17 protein-coding genes are annotated in these 17647 nt (G+C 53.0%); 7 read left to right on the top strand and 10 right to left on the bottom strand.

All coding sequences use genetic code 11. The annotated features are described in order from the left end of the window. Window positions 1-144: 144 nt before the first annotated feature. The 3 genes from V6U78_RS09665 to V6U78_RS09675 all read right to left on the bottom strand — a co-directional run bounded on the left by V6U78_RS09665 (window position 145) and on the right by V6U78_RS09675 (window position 4756). Window positions 145-1941 (bottom strand): acyl-CoA dehydrogenase C-terminal domain-containing protein, encoded by a 1797-nt coding sequence (locus V6U78_RS09665; protein ID WP_405339858.1) that lies wholly within the window; start codon window positions 1939-1941, stop codon window positions 145-147. A 354-nt stretch (window positions 1942-2295) separates the two neighbouring features. Beyond that, window positions 2296-4101, bottom strand: coding sequence for an acyl-CoA dehydrogenase C-terminal domain-containing protein (locus tag V6U78_RS09670; protein WP_405339860.1), 1806 nt, complete (start codon window positions 4099-4101; stop codon window positions 2296-2298). Window positions 4102-4288: 187 nt separating this feature from the next. Beyond that, the gene (locus V6U78_RS09675; protein ID WP_405339862.1) at window positions 4289-4756 is read right to left on the bottom strand and encodes a hypothetical protein; all 468 of its coding nucleotides are present in this window, start codon (window positions 4754-4756) and stop codon (window positions 4289-4291) included. Window positions 4757-5044: 288 nt separating this feature from the next. Between V6U78_RS09675 and mltC the strand changes: the two genes are divergently transcribed. Next, window positions 5045-6571 (top strand): membrane-bound lytic murein transglycosylase MltC, encoded by a 1527-nt coding sequence (gene mltC / locus V6U78_RS09680; RefSeq protein WP_405339864.1) that lies wholly within the window; start codon window positions 5045-5047, stop codon window positions 6569-6571. A gap of 90 nt (window positions 6572-6661) precedes the next feature. Here the strand turns inward: mltC and V6U78_RS09685 are convergent, their stop codons facing one another. Continuing rightward, window positions 6662-7171 (bottom strand): hypothetical protein, encoded by a 510-nt coding sequence (locus V6U78_RS09685; protein ID WP_405339866.1) that lies wholly within the window; start codon window positions 7169-7171, stop codon window positions 6662-6664. A 237-nt stretch (window positions 7172-7408) separates the two neighbouring features. On the opposite strand from V6U78_RS09685, the gene folE reads away from it, so the two are divergent. The 6 genes from folE to V6U78_RS09715 all read left to right on the top strand — a co-directional run bounded on the left by folE (window position 7409) and on the right by V6U78_RS09715 (window position 10647). Next, window positions 7409-8011, top strand: a complete 603-nt coding sequence (gene folE / locus V6U78_RS09690; protein ID WP_405339868.1) for a GTP cyclohydrolase I FolE — start codon at window positions 7409-7411, stop codon at window positions 8009-8011. 78 nt (window positions 8012-8089) lie between these two features. Further along, window positions 8090-8473: a dihydroneopterin triphosphate 2'-epimerase gene (gene folX, locus V6U78_RS09695; protein ID WP_405340154.1), complete on the top strand. Its 384-nt coding sequence runs from the start codon at window positions 8090-8092 to the stop codon at window positions 8471-8473. A 37-nt stretch (window positions 8474-8510) separates the two neighbouring features. Next, entirely contained in the window at window positions 8511-8774 is a 264-nt protein-coding gene (locus V6U78_RS09700) for a hypothetical protein (protein WP_405339870.1), read from the top strand. Between the two features lie 86 nt (window positions 8775-8860). Beyond that, the gene (locus V6U78_RS09705) at window positions 8861-9652 is read left to right on the top strand and encodes a TIGR04219 family outer membrane beta-barrel protein (protein WP_405339872.1); all 792 of its coding nucleotides are present in this window, start codon (window positions 8861-8863) and stop codon (window positions 9650-9652) included. A gap of 184 nt (window positions 9653-9836) precedes the next feature. Continuing rightward, window positions 9837-10067 carry a DUF2061 domain-containing protein gene (locus V6U78_RS09710; RefSeq protein ID WP_405339874.1) on the top strand — a complete coding sequence of 77 codons (231 nt, stop codon included), beginning with the start codon at window positions 9837-9839 and terminating at the stop codon, window positions 10065-10067. A gap of 13 nt (window positions 10068-10080) precedes the next feature. After that, on the top strand, window positions 10081-10647 hold the full coding sequence (locus tag V6U78_RS09715) for a hypothetical protein (protein WP_405339876.1): 567 nt from the start codon (window positions 10081-10083) through the stop codon (window positions 10645-10647). Here V6U78_RS09715 and ugpC read toward each other — a convergent pair. From ugpC to V6U78_RS09745, 6 genes are all read right to left on the bottom strand, one after another. Beyond that, window positions 10640-11788, bottom strand: coding sequence for a sn-glycerol-3-phosphate ABC transporter ATP-binding protein UgpC (gene ugpC, locus V6U78_RS09720; protein WP_405339878.1), 1149 nt, complete (start codon window positions 11786-11788; stop codon window positions 10640-10642). The genes V6U78_RS09715 and ugpC overlap by 8 nt on opposite strands. Window positions 11789-11803: 15 nt before the next feature. Further along, entirely contained in the window at window positions 11804-12652 is an 849-nt protein-coding gene (ugpE, locus tag V6U78_RS09725) for a sn-glycerol-3-phosphate ABC transporter permease UgpE (protein ID WP_405339880.1), read from the bottom strand. Window positions 12653-12662: 10 nt separating this feature from the next. After that, entirely contained in the window at window positions 12663-13547 is an 885-nt protein-coding gene (gene ugpA, locus V6U78_RS09730; protein ID WP_405339882.1) for a sn-glycerol-3-phosphate ABC transporter permease UgpA, read from the bottom strand. 82 nt (window positions 13548-13629) lie between these two features. After that, window positions 13630-14946, bottom strand: a complete 1317-nt coding sequence (gene ugpB, locus V6U78_RS09735; protein ID WP_405339884.1) for a sn-glycerol-3-phosphate ABC transporter substrate-binding protein UgpB — start codon at window positions 14944-14946, stop codon at window positions 13630-13632. A 296-nt stretch (window positions 14947-15242) separates the two neighbouring features. Beyond that, on the bottom strand, window positions 15243-16736 hold the full coding sequence (gene glpD / locus V6U78_RS09740; RefSeq protein ID WP_405339886.1) for a glycerol-3-phosphate dehydrogenase: 1494 nt from the start codon (window positions 16734-16736) through the stop codon (window positions 15243-15245). Window positions 16737-16859: 123 nt separating this feature from the next. Continuing rightward, window positions 16860-17621 carry a DeoR/GlpR family transcriptional regulator gene (locus V6U78_RS09745; RefSeq protein WP_405339888.1) on the bottom strand — a complete coding sequence of 254 codons (762 nt, stop codon included), beginning with the start codon at window positions 17619-17621 and terminating at the stop codon, window positions 16860-16862. Window positions 17622-17647: the final 26 nt, after the last annotated feature.

Raw genomic sequence — 17647 nt, forward strand, 5'->3', positions numbered from 1 at the left:
GTCCGATTCAAAAAAAGAGCCCTCATCATCGAGGGCTCTTGGCATAGACTGGTTAGGAAACCTCTGATTCACTATTGCGCTGGGTGATGCTGCCTTGACCTGCGCTCATGACGTTAATCAGAGGCTCCTTAGGTGTGCAGGTGTTTACTCAGCGTAAAAAGCCTGCTCATCCAAGCTCATCAGCACATCGGCACCGGCCTGAATCTGTGCTTCTAAAGCCAGCGTACGTGGCAGAATCCGCTTCAGATAGTGTTGACCCACCTTGACCTTGCTGGTGTAGAAGTCATCCGCTGCGCCTGTGGCTTTGGGCTGCGCAACAGCAACCATGCGCGCCCACATATAGGCATAGGCAACATAACCAAACAGGTTGAGGTAATCCACCGCGGCGGCGCCGATTTCTTCTGGGTTCTCCTTGCCCATCTGCATGACCTGCTCAGTGACCGACTCAAGACGCTTCAGTTCGACCTCTAGAGTGGCACACCAGTCTTGCATGCCTGTTTGGCCTTGTTGCTCAGCCAAGAACTGACGGACATCGCTGGTAAAGATGTTGAGGAACTTGCCACCATTGGCAAAGATCTTGCGGCCCATCAGGTCCATCGCTTGGATGCCGTTGGTGCCTTCATAAATTTGGGCAATACGCGCATCACGCACATATTGTTCAGCACCCCATTCAGAGCAATAGCCGCTACCGCCGTAGATCTGCTGGGCTTCGACAGTCGCATCAAAACCACGATCGGTAATAAAAGCCTTGGCGACAGGTGTTAGCAGGGCAACCAGATCTGCCGCATGTTGGCGTTGAGTGTCATCAGCATGGTACTTGCTGATATCCAGCTGCATCCCGACATAAGAAGCAAAGGCGCGGCTGGCTTCGTTAAAGGCACGCACATTCAAGGCCATACGGCGCACATCAGGATGCACAAGAATAGGATCTGCTGCTTTTTCAGGCTGCTGTGGACCTTTAGGGGCGCGAGATTGGATGCGCTCTTTCGCAAAGTCCATCGCGCTTTGATAAGCCACTTCACCCAGACCCAAGCCTTGGATACCAATCGACAGGCGCTCGTAGTTCATCATGGTGAACATGGCCGCCAAGCCGCGATGAGGTTCGCCAATCATGATGCCTTGTGAGCCATCGAAGTTAATCACACAGGTGGCCGAGCCCTTGATACCCATCTTGTGCTCGATGGAGCCACAGTTGACCAGGTTGTGCTCACCCAGGCTGTCATCTTCATGAATCTTGAATTTGGGAACCAAGAACAGAGAAATGCCGCGTGTTCCTGCAGGGGCATCAGGCAGTTTTGCCAGCACCAGGTGGATGATGTTCTCAGCCAGATCATGCTCACCGCCAGTGATCCAGATTTTATTGCCGGTGATGGTGTAGGTGCCATCGCCATTGGGTTCTGCTTTGGTGCGAATCAGGCCGAGATCTGTACCTGCATGAGGCTCAGTCAGACACATGGTGCCGATCCATTGGCCTTCATAGAGCTTGGAGAGGTACTTGGCCTTGATTTCTTCGCTGGCGTGGGAATCGAGCAGCAGCGCGGCGCCAGAGTTCAGCGCAGGATAGAGGGTAAAGGCTGCATTGGAAGCGTAGAGCATTTCTTCGAAGAGCACTGTCATCATTTTTGGCATGCCTTGGCCGCCAAACTCAGGATTACCACCTAGGCCCATCCAGCCACCCTCGGCGAGCGCGCGATAGGCTTCTTTAAAGCCTTTAGGCGTGAATACCTGGCCATTCTCAAAGCGGCAGCCTTCTGCATCGCCGCTGAGATTGAGCGGGAACAGCTCATTTTCAGTCAGCTTAGCGCCTTCTTCTAAAATCGCTTCGGCCAGATCAGGCGTCACTTCCTGAGTCGCTTCCATCGAAGCCCAGAGTTGATCAGCTGCAAAAACTTCGTTTAAAACAAAACGCATGTCACGCAGGGGGGCCTTATACTTTGCCATGATATACCTCTATCCTAGATGAACTTAAGGAATGCCCGAGCAGCGTCTGAGGCTATGCCACTGGTGCAAGATGCTCAGTACTGTCGCAGAAATTCCTTAACTGATTGATCCAACAAGCTTACTGACTTTACCTTTCGCTCGACAAGTCTAGTGTGTGACCTATAAGTCTTGTTGATGTGGCGCTGGGTTGAGTCAGTTGAGTCTAGCTTGGCTTGATGAAGCTCAGGTTGCAAGCGCGAAGAAGTAGAAATCCCTTGAACTTTTAGGGTTATGTTAGAAATGCGTATTGATCAGGCATAAAAAAGGGCAGCACAGGGCTGCCCAAAAGACTCAAACACAAAGGAACATCAGGGATTAGATTTCAAAACCTAAGCCAAAGGCATCAGCATCCATGCGAGCCAAAGAATCAACACCCGCAGTCATGGCGGTAGCATGAGTCTTAGTGCGTGGTAGCAGACGCTTGAAGTAGAACACAGCTGTGTCCAGCTTGGCTTGGTAGAAGGCGGCTTCGTTGGTGCCTTCAGCCAGTTTCTGTTGCGCAATTTCTGCCATCTGTGCCCAGAAGTAGCCCAGCAGCACATAGCCAGCGTACATCAGGTAGTCGACAGAGGCCGCACCAACTTCATCACGGTTCTGCATGGCGCTCATACCGATTTTCATCGTTAGCTCGCCCCACTCTTTGTTCAGCTCAGCTAGGGGTTGAGTGAACTGGCTCATGCCTTCTTTGGCTTCAGCGGCTTGGCAGTATTTGTGAATCTGCTTGGTGAATTTACGCAGAGTTTCACCTTGGTTCATCAGTACTTTACGGCCGAGCAGATCCAGTGCTTGAATACCGGTGGTGCCTTCATAGAGACGGGTAATACGCGCATCGCGTACAAACTGCTCCATGCCCCACTCTTGGATAAAGCCATGACCGCCGAAGACTTGAAGACCTTCGTTGGTGGCTTCAAAGCCGACTTCAGTCAGGAAGGCTTTGACGATAGGCGTCAGCAGGCCCAGGATCTCATCGGCTTCTTTCTTCTGTTCATCGCTACCTGCTTCAACCAGATCGATCAGCTGAGCAGTATAAAGAATCAGCGCACGACCACCTTCACTAAAGGCTTTTTGCGTGAGCAGCATGCGACGTACATCAGGGTGAACGATGATTGGATCAGCGGCTTTTTCTGGTGCTTTGGCGCCAGACAGAGCGCGCATTTGCAGACGATCACGTGCATAAGCCAACGCATTCTGGAAGGAGACTTCAATCAGGCCCTGGCCCTGAATACCAACACCGATACGTGCAGCGTTCATCATGGTGAACATCGCCGCCAGACCTTTGTTGGGCTGACCCACCATAAAGCCAGTGGCGTTATCAAAGTTCATGACGCAAGTCGAGTTGCCGTGAATACCCATCTTGTGCTCTAAAGAACCACAAGAAACAGCATTACGCTCGCCAGCTTCGCCTTGTGCATCTGGCATGAACTTAGGAATCACAAATAGGGAGATACCCTTGCTGCCTTCTGGCGCATCTGGCAGCTTCGCCAGCACCAGATGAACGATGTTTTCAGACAGCTCATGCTCACCAGCAGAAATAAAGATCTTAGTACCGGTGACTTTAAAGCTGCCATCTTCTTGGGGCAGGGCTTTGGTTTTGATCAGGCCCAAGTCAGTACCACAATGAGGCTCGGTCAAACACATGGTGCCTGTCCAGCGACCTTCTACTAGTTTGGTCAGGTAGGTTTGCTTGAGTTCTTCTGTACCATGGTGCTCCAGTGCGCTCATGGCGCCGTGAGACAGGCCTGGGTACATGCCCCATGCCAGGTTAGAAGAGCAGATCATTTCATTCAGGGTCAGACCCAAAGAGTGGGGCAGACCTTGGCCGCCGTACTCAGGATTCTGAGTCATGGAGGGCCAGCCACCATCGACATACTGCTGGTAGGCTTCTTTAAAGCCTTCAGGCGTAATGACCTTGCCATCTTTTAAAGTACAGCCTTGCTGGTCACCAATTTGATTCAAGGGCGTGAGCACATTTTCGGCAAACTTAGCGCCTTCTTCGAGGATCGCATCCACTACTTCAATGGCTTCTTCACCATTTGGCAGGGCTGCGTAGTGGCCATTGAAATTCAGCAGCTCATTCATCACAAAGCGAATGTCGCGTAAAGGGGCTTTATAAGTCGGCATAGAAAGACCTCACAGGGTAGACTCGTTATTGTTTGTTTAGCTACGTTGAGCTGAGTGTTCAAACGTATGTTTGAAACTTAGGCGATATTCTCAGCAGTGTCAAGCCGAATTGATGACCTGGCGTTGTGCTTGTGAAGAATGAAAAGGGATCGCAGGGGTCAGAGCGCGAAGCGATAAAGCGGGCTGATCAGGCCGCCACATAAAAGCCTGCACCTTTTAGATAGGGCAGGCGGTCGGTTGCGGCCAGTTGTAGCGTTTCCAGTATGGCTTGTGCGCGACTGGCTGGTGCTTCGTTGCCAACAATCGGGTGGCGCATCATCACCGCCACAGCGCGTGGCCTTGGTATACCAAAAGCAAAGCTGATCGGCAGAGGTGGCCGAAATTGCTTTTCATTGGTGCGATAGTTAAGTACAGCTTCTTCCTCTTCGGCTGCTTCTTCATTGGGCGCACTATTGAAGGCGAGTTGAGACCAGAAGGCTTCTTCGCTTTGTTGTTGGGCATGAAGCTGTGTTGGTTGAACTTCTTGGCGTGGTAGCGCTGGCGCGGCAGCGCTCAACTCAGCAGCAAAAGCCGAAGACGTCTCTGCGCTAGTCGCAGACTTAGGGCGTGCCAAGCTGGTGAAGCTGGGCTGTAAGTGAGAGGTGTTGATGACCATATTGAATCCAAGATCTAGGCCCTTGCTGTAACAGCGGGGCAGGTAGAGTCTCAGGTATCGGCCGCAGTACACAAAACTTCACTGAGAACCCGCTGCCGACGAGTCTGTTGCTTTTGTTTACAAAGATTTTAGACCAGCCTTGGGCGCTTGTCTTGTTCTTTGGTTTATAATCGGCCGTTTATGATCAGGTCGGCTTTTCGAAGGCAGAGTTGCCTGTCGGGATCGGTTTGGTCAGTCAACGCTGAATCAGAAGTCGGGCCCCTGTGGGTGACCCAAGGAGATGTGAGTGTGAGGCGGAGTCGTCAGTGGCGCTGGCTAGGTCTATCGGTCAGTCTGGTGTTGGTAGGCTGTCAGGGCGGAATCAATCATGGGACTTCTGGGCATGTGGCTGTAGGCCGTACTGAAGGGCCAACAGGGGTGATGCATACACCAGCAGTGCCGCGCGCAGCAGAGAGTCAGAGTCGGCCTTCGCCGCCGGCGCCAGCGCGTCCTGCACCCACGCCGGCCCCTGAGCCTCGTTCTACGGCCGCGCCTGTGACGCATGTGCAGGTGCTGCCCGCGAATCCACAGCAGGGTGTGCCTTTAGGGGATGATGCCGAGATCGAAGTCATCAGTCTGCCGCGCCCTGAGCTGACGCCGCCACCCCCCGCAGCCTCACCGACGAGATCGAGTGTGCCTGCGCCCCTGGCTCCGTTGCCGGTTGCTGCACCAGAACGCGAATCTCAGCCCACAGAGGAAGAGACGCCCAGCTGGCTGGCGCGCTACCCTAATCTGGCGCAGGACTTACAAGGCCATCAAGAAACCATTCAGGCGCTGGAGCAGGAACTGCGTCAATATCAGCAGCGTCTGAGTGAGTTGCAGCAGCAGGTTAGCCAGCGCTGGGGTGAGGCCGCCGCCACTGCGACCAATGCACATCAGTTTGTGAAATATACGGATGCCTTCCAAAGTCGTGGCGCGATGGATTTTGATCAAGGGCGCGTAGTGGTCGAAACACTGGACCCTAATCAGCCGCGCGAAAGACTCAGAGAGGCCATCGTGACCACTCTCTTGACGCCTTTTGATGCCGAGAATCCAGAGATCTATTCAGATCGCGCGATCACCTACACGGGGCCTGCACTCCTCGCTGGACAGGTGCTTGACCATGAGGGTGTGCCAGTGCGCTGGGAGTGGCGCGCCAATCGCTATGCCGATTATCTGGTCGAGAACCAGTTACAAGAAGTGCAACGCGATGGGCGCACCATCTATCGTGTAGAAATCCCTCTGGTTGAAAACCATACGCAGGTTCGTGGGCAGCAGTTTGAAAATCTGGTGCGTCAGGCCAGCCAGCGTTATAACGTGGATGAAACGCTGATCTACGCGATTATGGAGACCGAGAGCCATTTCAACCCCTACGCCACCAGCCATATTCCGGCCTATGGTTTAATGCAGATCGTTCCCTCAACAGCAGGGCGTGATGTCTTCCAGCGCATCAAACAGCGCAATGACCAGCCAACACGTGAGTATCTTTTTAATCCCGCGAACAATATTGATATGGGTGCGGCTTATATTTCGATCCTGCGTGATATCTACTTGAAGGATATCACCCACCCGCTGTCGCGCGAGTATGCGATTATCTCTGGCTACAATGGTGGCGCGGGTAATGTGCTACGAACCTTCCACTCGGATCGTCGTCAGGCGGTGCAGGTGATTAATCAGCTGACGCCTGAGCAGGTCTATCACCGCTTGCACCACAACCACCCTGCGGCTGAAGCACGCGGCTATATTCGCAAGGTCACTGAGGCGCAGCAGCGCTATCGGGCTTTGGCTGCACGTTAGCAGCAATTTGAGCTCATGCGCTCGCGCTTTTGTTTCTCAAGCACAAAAAACCCCAGCGATGGCTGGGGTGAGCGAGAGGCAAGGGCGAGATCAAGGTGCTTGATCAGGCTCTAGCTCTAAGCGCATACGATTGAGTTCGCGTGTTGCATTATATTCAGCATTCAGCTGCGTGTTCGCGCTGAGCTGAAACAGATAGGTGGCCTGAGGTTGCAGTGTTACCTGTGTGCAGCTAGCGCCAGAAGAAGTGCAGACATCCGCTGTTGCCAGATTCAAGCGAGCCGGAAATCCAGCTGGGCTGGTGAAGACTTCGCCTTCTAGTGTAATGCAGCGTAGTTGCTGAGGTTGGGCTTGCAAGCTGCCTTGCTGTAGGCTCAGGTGGCTGGTCAGGATGCAATTCGACAGCGATTCGCTGGAACTTCCCTGAACTTGGCTGGTATTGATCGAGAACCAGACATTCTCTTTGCGTTGCCCATCGCTCAACTCGATTTGGCTGAGTACCTCACCTTCGAGCTGTAAGCCGCTGGCAAGAGGAAGGCTGGTGTCAGCAAGGAGACCAAAGGAACAACTGGCAAGAAGAAGGCTTGTTGCAATTTTTTTCATGATTCAATCCAGTTCGGTGAATGGTGAATAAAGATCGCCCGATTATAGCAAACACCCGCGCGTGATGTTTCATGTCAATTTGACGCATCTGTTAACCTATTGGCTGAGTTTCTTCAGCTCGCCCTGCGCATAAGCAATGATGATAGAATAACTTGACTCTTTTAGTCAGAAAAAGGCTGGCTCTTGCCAGACAAAACATATACAGTAGTTGTACCAAGAACGAACAAGGTATAAAAGATGACCCTGCCTACGCCTAACCTAAGCCTTAATGTCAACGCGGATGAACAAAGAATAGAAGCCATTACACCTCTTTATCAGCAGCTGTTGGTTCAGCTGGGTGAGGATCCGCAGCGTGAAGGTTTGCTGGATACCCCCAAGCGGGCTGCCAAGGCGATGAATTATCTGACCAAAGGTTATCGCCAGACGCTGGAAGAAGTCACTAATGGTGCCGTGTTTAGCTCCAGTGCAGATGAACTGGTGGTGGTGAAGAATATTGAGTTTTATTCGATGTGCGAACATCACCTACTGCCTTTTATTGGTCATTGCCATATTGGTTATCTCCCCCAAGGCAAGGTTTTGGGCTTGTCTAAATTTGCACGTATTGTGGATCTATTTGCGCGCCGCTTGCAGATTCAAGAGCAGCTGACGCAACAGATTGCTGAGGCAGTCGAAGAAGTGACTGGTGCGGCCGGTGTGGGTGTGATTGTCGAAGCCAAGCATATGTGCATGATGATGCGTGGCGTTGAAAAACAAAATGCCAGCATGCGTTCTTCAGTGATGCTGGGGCAGTTAAAAAGCTCAGCCATGACCCGCCAAGAGTTTCTTAAACTGGTGGAATAATCCCTGTCCTTGTGGCTGCGTGAAGTGATGGCGCAGCCAGAGTCAAGCATGTCATAAGATGATCAAGAGGAATAGATGATGCCGCTGAGTGATGCTGATGCCCTGGCCACCATCCGAATTAAAAATCTGCGCCTGCGCACCTATATCGGAATTAAAGAAGACGAGATACAAAACCAGCAGGATATTGTGATCAACGTGGTGTTAAAATACCCAGCGGATCGTGCTGTAGCTTTTAACCAGATCGATGAAGCCCTCAATTATCGCACCATCACCAAAAAGCTGATTCAGCATGTTGAGCAGGGCCGCTTTGCGCTTTTAGAGCGCTTGACCCGTGAGCTGCTCGATCTGGTCATGGAGCATCAGCAGGTGCTCTGGGCGCAGGTTGAAGTCGATAAGCCGCATGCTTTGCGTTTTTCTGATTCGGTGTCCATCACGCTGAGTGCCAAGCGCGATCTCGAGTGAAAAGGTGTACTTTTTAGCCACTTGTTGAGTTTTGATCATGATCAATGAACAGCAGAAGGAACCGCAACAGCGTATCAATCATAACTGGTCGATTATTGCGCTCTTGTTTGCTTTTGCGGCCATTCCTTTTGGCCCTTGGTTTCTACCCTTTGCCATCGGTGCGGCCCTTTATGCATTGCGCTCGATCCGTCGATCTCCTGAGCATTATGCCGGTGAGCTTTTTGTCTGGGTTGCACTGGGGTTAAGCAGTCTTTTGACGGCCTTGTATCTGCTGTTTTTTTTATATCCTGTGACCAGCTAAACAAAGCCCAACTGAAGCGCTGGTATTGCTTAACCTAAGCCGCTAAGATCTCCGCTATTCTTAACCTTGATAGCGGAGATTTTTTTATGCGCCTTCTCGCACTGGCTGTTGCTGCGACTTCCTTACTGGGTGCAACAAGCGCTCAGGCTCTTGAGTTGAATGTTTCTTTAGCCGGTCAGTACTGGAATGCCAGTCCTTCAGGTGAGATTCAAGGTTTAAGCACTGAAGATCCGATTGCGCTGAAAGACAGCCTTGGTCTTTCTAGTGAAGGCGCGACAGCCCTGAGCCTGCAGATTGATCACTTCCTGCCGGTGCTGCCGAATCTGCGTTTGAGCCAAACCCAGCTTGATCTGACCGGGCAGCGCACTGCCAACTTTACCTTCAATGGCACCGAATTTAACGGCCAGTTGAATAACCGAGTCGACTTATCGCATACCGATGTCACGGCCTACTATCGTCTGTTGGATGGTGTCACCTCCTTTTTGCCTTTGGTGACGGCGCGCCTTGAGCTAGGTGTGACTCTGCGCCTGTTCGATGGTGAGTTTACCGTTGAAGGTAGCAATAGTAACGGCGAGCAAGCACGCGAAAGCATCAGCCTGAGCGCGCCAGTGCCGATGGGTTACCTAGGTGGCCGCCTAGATCTGCCACTGAATCTTTCTGTGGGTGGGCAGGTGAATGCGATAGGCTATAGTGGTAACAGCCTCAGCGATATGAGCGCCTATCTGCGTTATCAATACAACGCCTTACCTTTGATTAAACCGGGTGTTGAGCTGGGTTATCGTCGTATGAGCCTTGAGCTAGATGACTTGGATGACACCTATGGTGATCTGACGCTCAGCGGCCCCTATGTCGGCGCTTACCTGCGCGCTGGTTTCTAAGACCCTGTGCTGGCCCAGACTCAGGTCTGGGTCATCTGCTGCCTGCTGCTGGACTGGATGCGCTCCTCTAAATAGCTTCTAGCTATCTTTTTGATGATAACGATTTTCTCGATTTATTGATAAGAATGAGTATCATTCACTTATCGGCTGCGGCCGCTGATCAATGAATAAGAGGAGATCCACCATGACCAAGACCATCACTTTTGCGATCACCCATTTCAGTGTTGCTTTTACTGTTGTTTGGTTGATGACCGGGGATTTGCTGATCAGCAGTCTGGCAGCGATCATTGAACCGGCGGTGAATACCGTGGCTTACCATATTCACGAGAAGATCTGGGAGCGTCGCCGTGCGCGCCAAGCTGCGCAGCAGGAACAAGCTCCCCTTGTCCCTGAGGGCAGGGTTTGTATCAGTTAAATGACGGATGAGCATGCATCACTATTTATTGAAAAATGCGCAGCAGGCGGATTGCCACCTCGAATTTGATCTCTATCAGCGCGCGTTTGAGAAGCAAGATCTGGCTTTGTTGCGGCGTTTACGCCATCAGGCGCAGGATCCACAGCCGCTGGCCGATGTTTGGGAGGCGGGTTCTGCACGCTGGGTGATGCGTGATAGCTCTAGCACTCAACGGCCGGATCTGGCTGTATGGGGGGCTTTTCTGCTACTTAACTCACGTGCCGAGCAGCTTGTACGTGCTCAGTTGGCTGCAGATGTCGAGTTCTTGCCGCTCAAGGTTGATGGAGAGCCTGCGACGCTGGCGCGTGTCTTGTCCTTCTGGCGTGAAGACCCAAGCCAGACTCAAGTTTGTCCTCGAACCGGTGAGCTGACCAGATTGGTGTTTGATCCGCAGGATGCGCGCGGTCAATGGGTGTTTAAATCTCAGATTGAAGGCTGTTTGCATCTGTACGCCACGCAAGCCCTCAAGGATCTATGTCAGTCCGAGGGCTTGCAGGGCTTGGCGTTTGATCCTCACTGCCTTAATTTTTTTATCACCTGATCTCTAGTGCTGGACGCGCTTGCGCCTGCCATTGCGTTGCCAGATCATGCTGCTGTGACGGAGAGGCTTTGGGGGAGGAGGTCGCTGGGTCTGAATCAGTGCGCTGCCCCGTGTGCTGATTAAAGGGATGGATCTGTGACAGCGGCAGATAGAGGGTCACGGCCTCACCTTCTCGAATAGCACAGTCACTCTCAACACGCACACATAGAGGTTGCTGCTGCTGATCCAGCGTCAGATACAGGTGGCTTTCTGCCCCAGCGGGTTCAAAGAGGGTGCAGTGACAGGCCAGCGCCAGGGCTGGCTCTTGTGGGCAGCTCAAGCTCAGTGCATCTGGTCGCACACCCAGAATATCTGTTTTTGGCGGCAGTGAGGCCAGCTTGGCCACTTCGCTGCTGGCCAGTGCCTCGATCGGCAGCAGGTTCATCGCGGGTGAGCCGATAAACTGGGCAACAAACAGGCTGGCAGGTCGCTTGTAAACTTCCATCGGGCTGCCGACCTGCTCAACGCGGCCTTGGTTCATGACGACTAACCTGTCTGCCAGGGTGAGGGCTTCCAGCTGATCGTGGGTGACATAGAGGGTCGTGGTGTGCAAACGCTTTTGTAGCTGTTTGATTTCAACCCGCATCTGGACGCGTAGTTTGGCATCCAGATTCGAGAGTGGCTCATCCAGTAAAAAGGCGGCGGGTTCACGAACTAAGGCTCGCCCCATGGCAACACGCTGGCGTTGTCCGCCGGATAAAGCCTTAGGTTTGCGTGCCAGAAAGGGCTCAATTTCAAGCATCTTGGCTGTTTTTTGTACCCGCTCTTCTATCTCGGCTTGACGATAGCCGCGATTTTTCAGGCCATAAGCAAGATTGTTATACACGGTCATATGCGGATAGAGCGCATAGTTTTGAAACACCATCGCGATATCCCGCTCAGAGGGTTCGAGATGGTTAACCTGGCGATCACCAATATGGAGCTGTCCGCTGGTGATGGTTTCAAGGCCAGCAATCATGCGCAGCAGCGTCGACTTGCCACAGCCGGAGGGGCCAACCAGCACAATAAATTCGCCATCGGCGATATCTAGGTCGATCCCCTTCACGGCATGCACATCCTGCGCATAGGTTTTGGCGAGTTGTTGAATCTGAATCGTTGCCATCTTGTTGTTCTCCAATTATTTTTCTGTCTCAGTCAGGCCTTTCACGAAAAGGCGCTGCATCAGCAAAATGACGAGGGTTGGGGGCAGTGCGGCAAGAATGACGGTCGCCATCACCAGATGCCATAAGGGTTCGCTATCAGCTGCCGTCACCATGCGCTGTATGCCCATCACAATGGTGTAGTAGCTTTGATCGGTGGTGATCAGCAGGGGCCAGAGATACTGGTTCCAGCCATAAATGAACATGATCACAAACAAGGCTGCGATATTGGTGATCGAAAGCGGAAGCAGAATATCTTTTAAAAACTTAAACGGGCCTGCGCCATCGACGCGTGCAGCCTCGAGCATTTCTTCTGGCACGGTCATAAAAAACTGACGGAACAAGAAGGTGGCGGTAGCAGAGGCAATCAACGGGATAGACAAGCCGGCAAAGCTGTTGAGCAGGTTTAAATTGGCCACCACTTGAAAGGTTGGCACAATCCTGACTTCGACAGGCAGCATTAGCGTCAGAAAGATCAGCCAGAAGAACACCATCCGAAAGCGAAAGCGAAAATAGACGATCGCGAAGGCCGACAGCAGGGACACAGCCAGCTTGCCCAGGGTGATTGCCAGCGCCATCAGCAGGCTATTCCATAGCATGAGGCCGATGGGTGGTGTGCCTGCGCGTGAACGCCCCTCCTGGATCACGGTGGTGTAGTTCTCCCAGAAATGCCCGCCGGGCAACAGCGGCATGCTGCCTGAAACAAAGCTGCCTGCTGGATGGGTGGACGCAATCAGAGCGACATAGATCGGAAAGGCAACCAGTGCCACGCCGCTGATCAAAAGCAGGTGAGCCAGGATATTGGCCCACGGACGATTCTCTACCATAACTTGAGCCTCAATAGTTCACTTTGCGTTCAATAAAGCGGAACTGCACCACGGTCAGCCCGATCACAATCAGCATCAGAATCACTGACTGGGCTGCCGATGAGCCAAGATTCATGCCGATAAAGCCATCACGAAACACCTTGTACACCAGAATGTTGGTGGCTTGTGCTGGCCCGCCTTCGGTGGTGGCGTGGATGACCCCGAAGGTGTCAAACATGGCGTAGACTATGTTGACGACCAGCAGAAAAAAGGTCACCGGCGATAAGAGAGGCAGGATCAGGCTGTAGAAACGCTTGAAGGGGCCTGCGCCATCAATGGCGGCCGCCTCAATCAAGGATTGTGGGATAGATTGCAAGCCAGCAAGAAAAAACAGGAAGTTATAGGAGATTTGCTTCCAGGCGGCGGCAATGACGACCAAAGCCATAGCATGGTTGGCATTGGCGCGATGATTCCATTCAAAGCCCAGGCCTTGGAGTAGATAGGTCATGATCCCAATAGAGGGATTAAATAAGAACCACCAGAGCACCCCAGCAATGACCGGCGCAATGGCATAGGGCCAGACCAGCAGGGTTGTATAGACATCGCGGCTACGGAGCATCTTGTTGACCAGCAGCGCAAACAGCAGCGCGACAGACATCGACAGCAAGGTGGTGCTCAGTGCAAAAACCAGCGTGACCTTCATCGAGTTCAGATAAAGCGGATCGGTCAACAAATCCATAAAGTTCTTGAAACCAACAAAGCTGGTATGAATACCAAAAGCATCCTGCCTGAGCACGGATTGGTAAAGAGCCTGGGAAGCCGGCCAGATAAAAAAGATCAGCGTGATCATGACCTGAGGAGCGAGCAGCGCATAGGGTAGCCAGCGGTGCTGAAAGGTCATACGTTTGGTTTGCATAGCGAATCCAAATAGTGAAAAAACGAACAATCCAAGACAAATAAAAGCCCCCAGTTGGCTGGGGGCAGACTCAAAAATGCATTTAGCGGTGGGTGGCTTCAAACTCGCGCAGCAGGCGGTTGCCACGCTGAACGGCGGCGTCAGCGGCTTGCTGGCCAGTTTTGCGCCCAGTCATCACCGCTTCCATCTCTTCAGAAATAATGTCGCGGATCTGCACAAATTGACCAAAGCGCAGCCCCATCGAGTTTTCTGTTGGTGGATTGAGTGTCATCTGACGGATCGAGGTGTCCGAACCTGGGTTGGCTGCGTAGTAGCCCTGCTCTTGGCTCAAGCTGTAAGCGGCCTGAGTGATCGGCAGATATCCGGTATCCTGATGCCAAGCGGCTTGCACTTCTGGCTGAGACAGGTAATTGAAGAAAGCCGCCACGCCAGCATAGTCAGCCTGACGATGACCGCGAAGGACCCAAAGGGTCGCGCCACCGATAATGCTGTTTTGTGGTGCGCCTTCAACATCACTGTAGTAGGGCTGGAAACCAAAGCCGACATCAAACTGAGCGTTGGCCAGTACACCCGCGCGGCTGGCAGAGGAACCGAAGAACATCGCGCACTCGCCTGAGTAGAACATCGGTGCCGCATCGGCACCTGGACCTGGGCCACCCCAGCGGAAGAGGCCTTGATCCTGCCAGGTTTTCAGGTTATCCCAATGACGGGCCACGGTTGGGTTATTAAAGACCAGTTCGGTATCAAAACCACCAAAACCATTGGCGCGGGTGCCTAAAGGCAAATTGTGCCAAGCGCTGAAGTTCTCCAGCATTAACCAGCTGGGCCAAGAAGTGGTAAAACCACAGCGACTGGCGCCCGTATCACGTAACTGGCGCGATACCACGGCCATCTCTTCCCAGGTGCGTGGTGGCTGATCAGGATCGAGGCCAGCACGGACAAAAGCGTCGCGGTTGTAATACATGATTGGCGTTGATGAGTTAAACGGGAAGGACAGCATATTGCCCTGTGGATCCGTGTAGTAGCCGACTACCGCGGGCAGAAAAGCCTGTTGCTCAAAGCGATAGCCCTGCTCATTCATCAGTTGATAAATTGGATAGATGGCGCTTTCTGCCGCCATCATGGTGCCTGTGCCCACTTCGAATACCTGCACTATATGGGGCTGTTGGCGCGCGCGAAAGGCCGCAATCGCGCCCGTCATCGTCTCAGCATAGGTGCCGCGAAAGCTAGGAACAACGCGATACTCATTTTGTGTGGCATTAAAATCAGCGGCGATCTGTTCTACTTTTTCACCCAGTTCGCCACCCATTGCATGCCACCAGTGCAGCGTGGTGGTCGCCATGGCCTGTCCGCAAGCAACACTCAGCATTAACGCGCCTAAAAGTCGGCTCTTGTTCATGTTTTTTCCCTGTAGCTCTTGTTTCATTTATTGGAAGGAAGAGAAGTAGAGGGCTGAGACTAGAGAGGGAAGATGAATTTCAAACAACAGTTTGATGACTGTTTTGTTGAGCGAAGATGGCAAGTCATCCGTGACGCGCAGCTGACTCAGCCGAGCGCCCTTGATCCGAGGGCGTCAGCGAGCAGCAAGCTGGTGTGTGGGTATGATTTAGTGAAGCTGGCGGGCTAGGAAGCTAGGAAGCTAGGAAGCTAGGAAGCTAGGAAGCTAGGAAGCTAGGAAGCTAGGAAGCTAGGAAGCTAGGCAGGTGGCTTCTGGGTGAGGTAGGCTTCCAGTGCGAGGCGATCTTGTTCCTTGAGTCCTAAGCCTGCTTTTGAGCGCCGCCATAGGATGTCCTCGCTTGTCTGCGCCCACTCATGGCGGATTAAGTAATCCACCTCGCGGGCAAAGAGCGGCCCAAAGCTGGGGCCGAGATCAGCAAGACACTGCGCCCCATTGAGCCAGTGGTGAGCACGTAATCCATAGGCCTGTATTAAGCGCTTGACCGTCGCTGGTGGCAGAAAGGGATAAGCCTGCTGAAGCTCTGCCTGAGCCTGAGAGAGGCTCGAGATGGATTCAGCGCCTGGTAAGCGTGCCTGCTCTGTCCAGGCGGGCCCCATCTGGGGTAGAAAAGGCTGGAGCTTGGCTAAGGCCGCTTCTGCCAGTTTGCGATAGGTGGTGAGCTTGCCGCCAAAGATCGACAGCAGTGGTGCTTGTCCAGCGGGCTGTTCGAGTTCCAAGTGATAGTCCCGCGTGACCTTGGCCGCAGCTTGTCCTGCCTGCTCGCCCTGCATCAGCGGACGCACGCCGGAGAAGCTCCATAGGATAGCCTCAGGCTTCAGCTGAGTGGTGAAATACTGGTTAACGAGGGTGAGCAGATAATCCATTTCTTGGGCATCAATCTGTACAGCGCGTGGATCACCTTGATAGTCAACATCGGTCGTCCCAATCAGTGAATAGGCCTCGCCATAGGGGATGACAAAGACAATACGTCCATCCTGATGTTGCAGAATATAGGCTGCATCGCTGGCATCAAGACGGGGGACGATGAGGTGGCTGCCCTTGACCAATCTGACATCCTGATTGCTCTGGCTGCCCTGTATTTGATCCAGCACCTGACGAATCCATGGGCCAGCGGCATTGACCAAGGTCTTGGTCAAGAGCGTCAGTGTTTTGCCGGAGGGACTCAGTGCCTCGACCTGCCATCCACCAGGCTGGCGTTCAGCGCGAAGCATTTTATGACGCGTGAGGATACTGGCCCTTTGCTCAGCGGCAAGCTGTGCATTGGCCACGACCAGACGGCTATCATCAACACGGCAATCACTGTACTCAAAGCCCTGATGAAACTCAGGTTTCAGTGCTGAGTCAGCATCAAAGGTGATGGCGTGTGAAGCTGGGAGGCTGACACGGCGGCTGAGATGATCATAAAGAAAAAGTCCGGCGCGGATCATCCATGCGGGGCGGAGGCCTTGATGGTGCGGCAGACGAAAGCGCAGTGGAGTGACCAGATGGGGGGCTATGCGCAGCAGGACTTCGCGTTCGGCCAGTGCTTCGCGGACCAGGCGAAACTCATAATGCTCCAGATAGCGCAATCCACCATGAATCAGCTTTGAGCTCCAGGCTGAGGTGCCGCTGGCCAAGTCCTCAGCCTCCAGCAGTGCGACGCTGAGTCCGCGACCTGCCGCATCTGCTGCGATGCCCGCGCCATTGATGCCGCCACCGATCACCAGCACATCATAGTGCCTTGACTCCATGCTGCCCTCCTTTTGTCATCAAAATGAAAAGAAACGAAAATAAATTCAACTTTCTGGCTTCGATCTGGACAATATAAGGCTGATTAAGTATTGGAGACAAGTCTTTGCGTTCGATAATGTTCTTTATTCGGCGATATGGAGCCGAATATTTTCTCTCTGGAGCAGATCCTTGATCGCAGCTGGCGGTGTGCGATCAGTAAACAGCGCTGTGCACTGCTGGAGATGCCCCAGGCGGACCATGGCGCGACGACCAAATTTGCTGTGATCGGCGGCCAGAAAAACAGCGCGTGAATTGCTCATGATCGCTTGAGCAATACGCACTTCCTGATAATCAAAATCGAGCAGGCTACCATCTTCATCTATCCCGCTGATGCCGATAATGCCGTAATCGAGTTTGAACTGATGGATGAAATCGCGGGTGGCCTCACCCACGATGCCGCCATCACGATGCCGAACCTCGCCACCGGCAATAATCACGCTGAAATCGGCTTTGGCACTCAAAATGGAGGCCACGATCAGATTATTGGTGACGATCTTGAGTTCGCGGTGGCCGAGTAGCGCCTGAGCCACCAGCTCGTTAGTGGTCCCCAGATTAATAAATAACGAAGCTTGATCCGGAATCTGGCGCGCAATACAGGCCGCAATACGTTGTTTTTCTGCTGTGGCGTTGCGTTGACGCAGCTGATAGGCCGCATTCTGCGTGCTGGAAATGGGGCCAGCACCGCCATGATGACGCTCGAGCTCCCCTCTGTCTGCCATCTGATTCAGATCACGGCGGATGGTTTGCGGTGTGACGTGAAGGGTCGCCACCAGCTCATCAATACTCTGGTAGCCCTTGAGCTGAATCTGTTCGAGGATTCTGGCTTGACGCTGTGCTTGGCTCATGCTCGTCTGGGTCTCTGATCAATTCA

The sequence above is a fragment of the Marinospirillum alkalitolerans genome (assembly GCF_045055655.1).
Lineage (GTDB): Bacteria > Pseudomonadota > Gammaproteobacteria > Pseudomonadales > Halomonadaceae > Marinospirillum > Marinospirillum alkalitolerans.

Coding starts and splice junctions, on each gene's coding strand:
- folX (WP_405340154.1), top strand. CDS start 8,090: ATGCCGCTGAGTGATGCTGATGCCCTGGCCACCATCCGAATTAAAAAT.
- folE (WP_405339868.1), top strand. CDS start 7,409: ATGACCCTGCCTACGCCTAACCTAAGCCTTAATGTCAACGCGGATGAA.
- V6U78_RS09715 (WP_405339876.1), top strand. CDS start 10,081: ATGCATCACTATTTATTGAAAAATGCGCAGCAGGCGGATTGCCACCTC.
- V6U78_RS09710 (WP_405339874.1), top strand. CDS start 9,837: ATGACCAAGACCATCACTTTTGCGATCACCCATTTCAGTGTTGCTTTT.
- V6U78_RS09675 (WP_405339862.1), bottom strand. CDS start 4,756: ATGGTCATCAACACCTCTCACTTACAGCCCAGCTTCACCAGCTTGGCA.
- ugpA (WP_405339882.1), bottom strand. CDS start 13,547: ATGCAAACCAAACGTATGACCTTTCAGCACCGCTGGCTACCCTATGCG.
- glpD (WP_405339886.1), bottom strand. CDS start 16,736: ATGGAGTCAAGGCACTATGATGTGCTGGTGATCGGTGGCGGCATCAAT.
- ugpB (WP_405339884.1), bottom strand. CDS start 14,946: ATGAACAAGAGCCGACTTTTAGGCGCGTTAATGCTGAGTGTTGCTTGC.
- V6U78_RS09685 (WP_405339866.1), bottom strand. CDS start 7,171: ATGAAAAAAATTGCAACAAGCCTTCTTCTTGCCAGTTGTTCCTTTGGT.
- V6U78_RS09745 (WP_405339888.1), bottom strand. CDS start 17,621: ATGAGCCAAGCACAGCGTCAAGCCAGAATCCTCGAACAGATTCAGCTC.
- V6U78_RS09705 (WP_405339872.1), top strand. CDS start 8,861: ATGCGCCTTCTCGCACTGGCTGTTGCTGCGACTTCCTTACTGGGTGCA.
- ugpE (WP_405339880.1), bottom strand. CDS start 12,652: ATGGTAGAGAATCGTCCGTGGGCCAATATCCTGGCTCACCTGCTTTTG.
- V6U78_RS09670 (WP_405339860.1), bottom strand. CDS start 4,101: ATGCCGACTTATAAAGCCCCTTTACGCGACATTCGCTTTGTGATGAAT.
- V6U78_RS09700 (WP_405339870.1), top strand. CDS start 8,511: ATGATCAATGAACAGCAGAAGGAACCGCAACAGCGTATCAATCATAAC.
- V6U78_RS09665 (WP_405339858.1), bottom strand. CDS start 1,941: ATGGCAAAGTATAAGGCCCCCCTGCGTGACATGCGTTTTGTTTTAAAC.
- ugpC (WP_405339878.1), bottom strand. CDS start 11,788: ATGGCAACGATTCAGATTCAACAACTCGCCAAAACCTATGCGCAGGAT.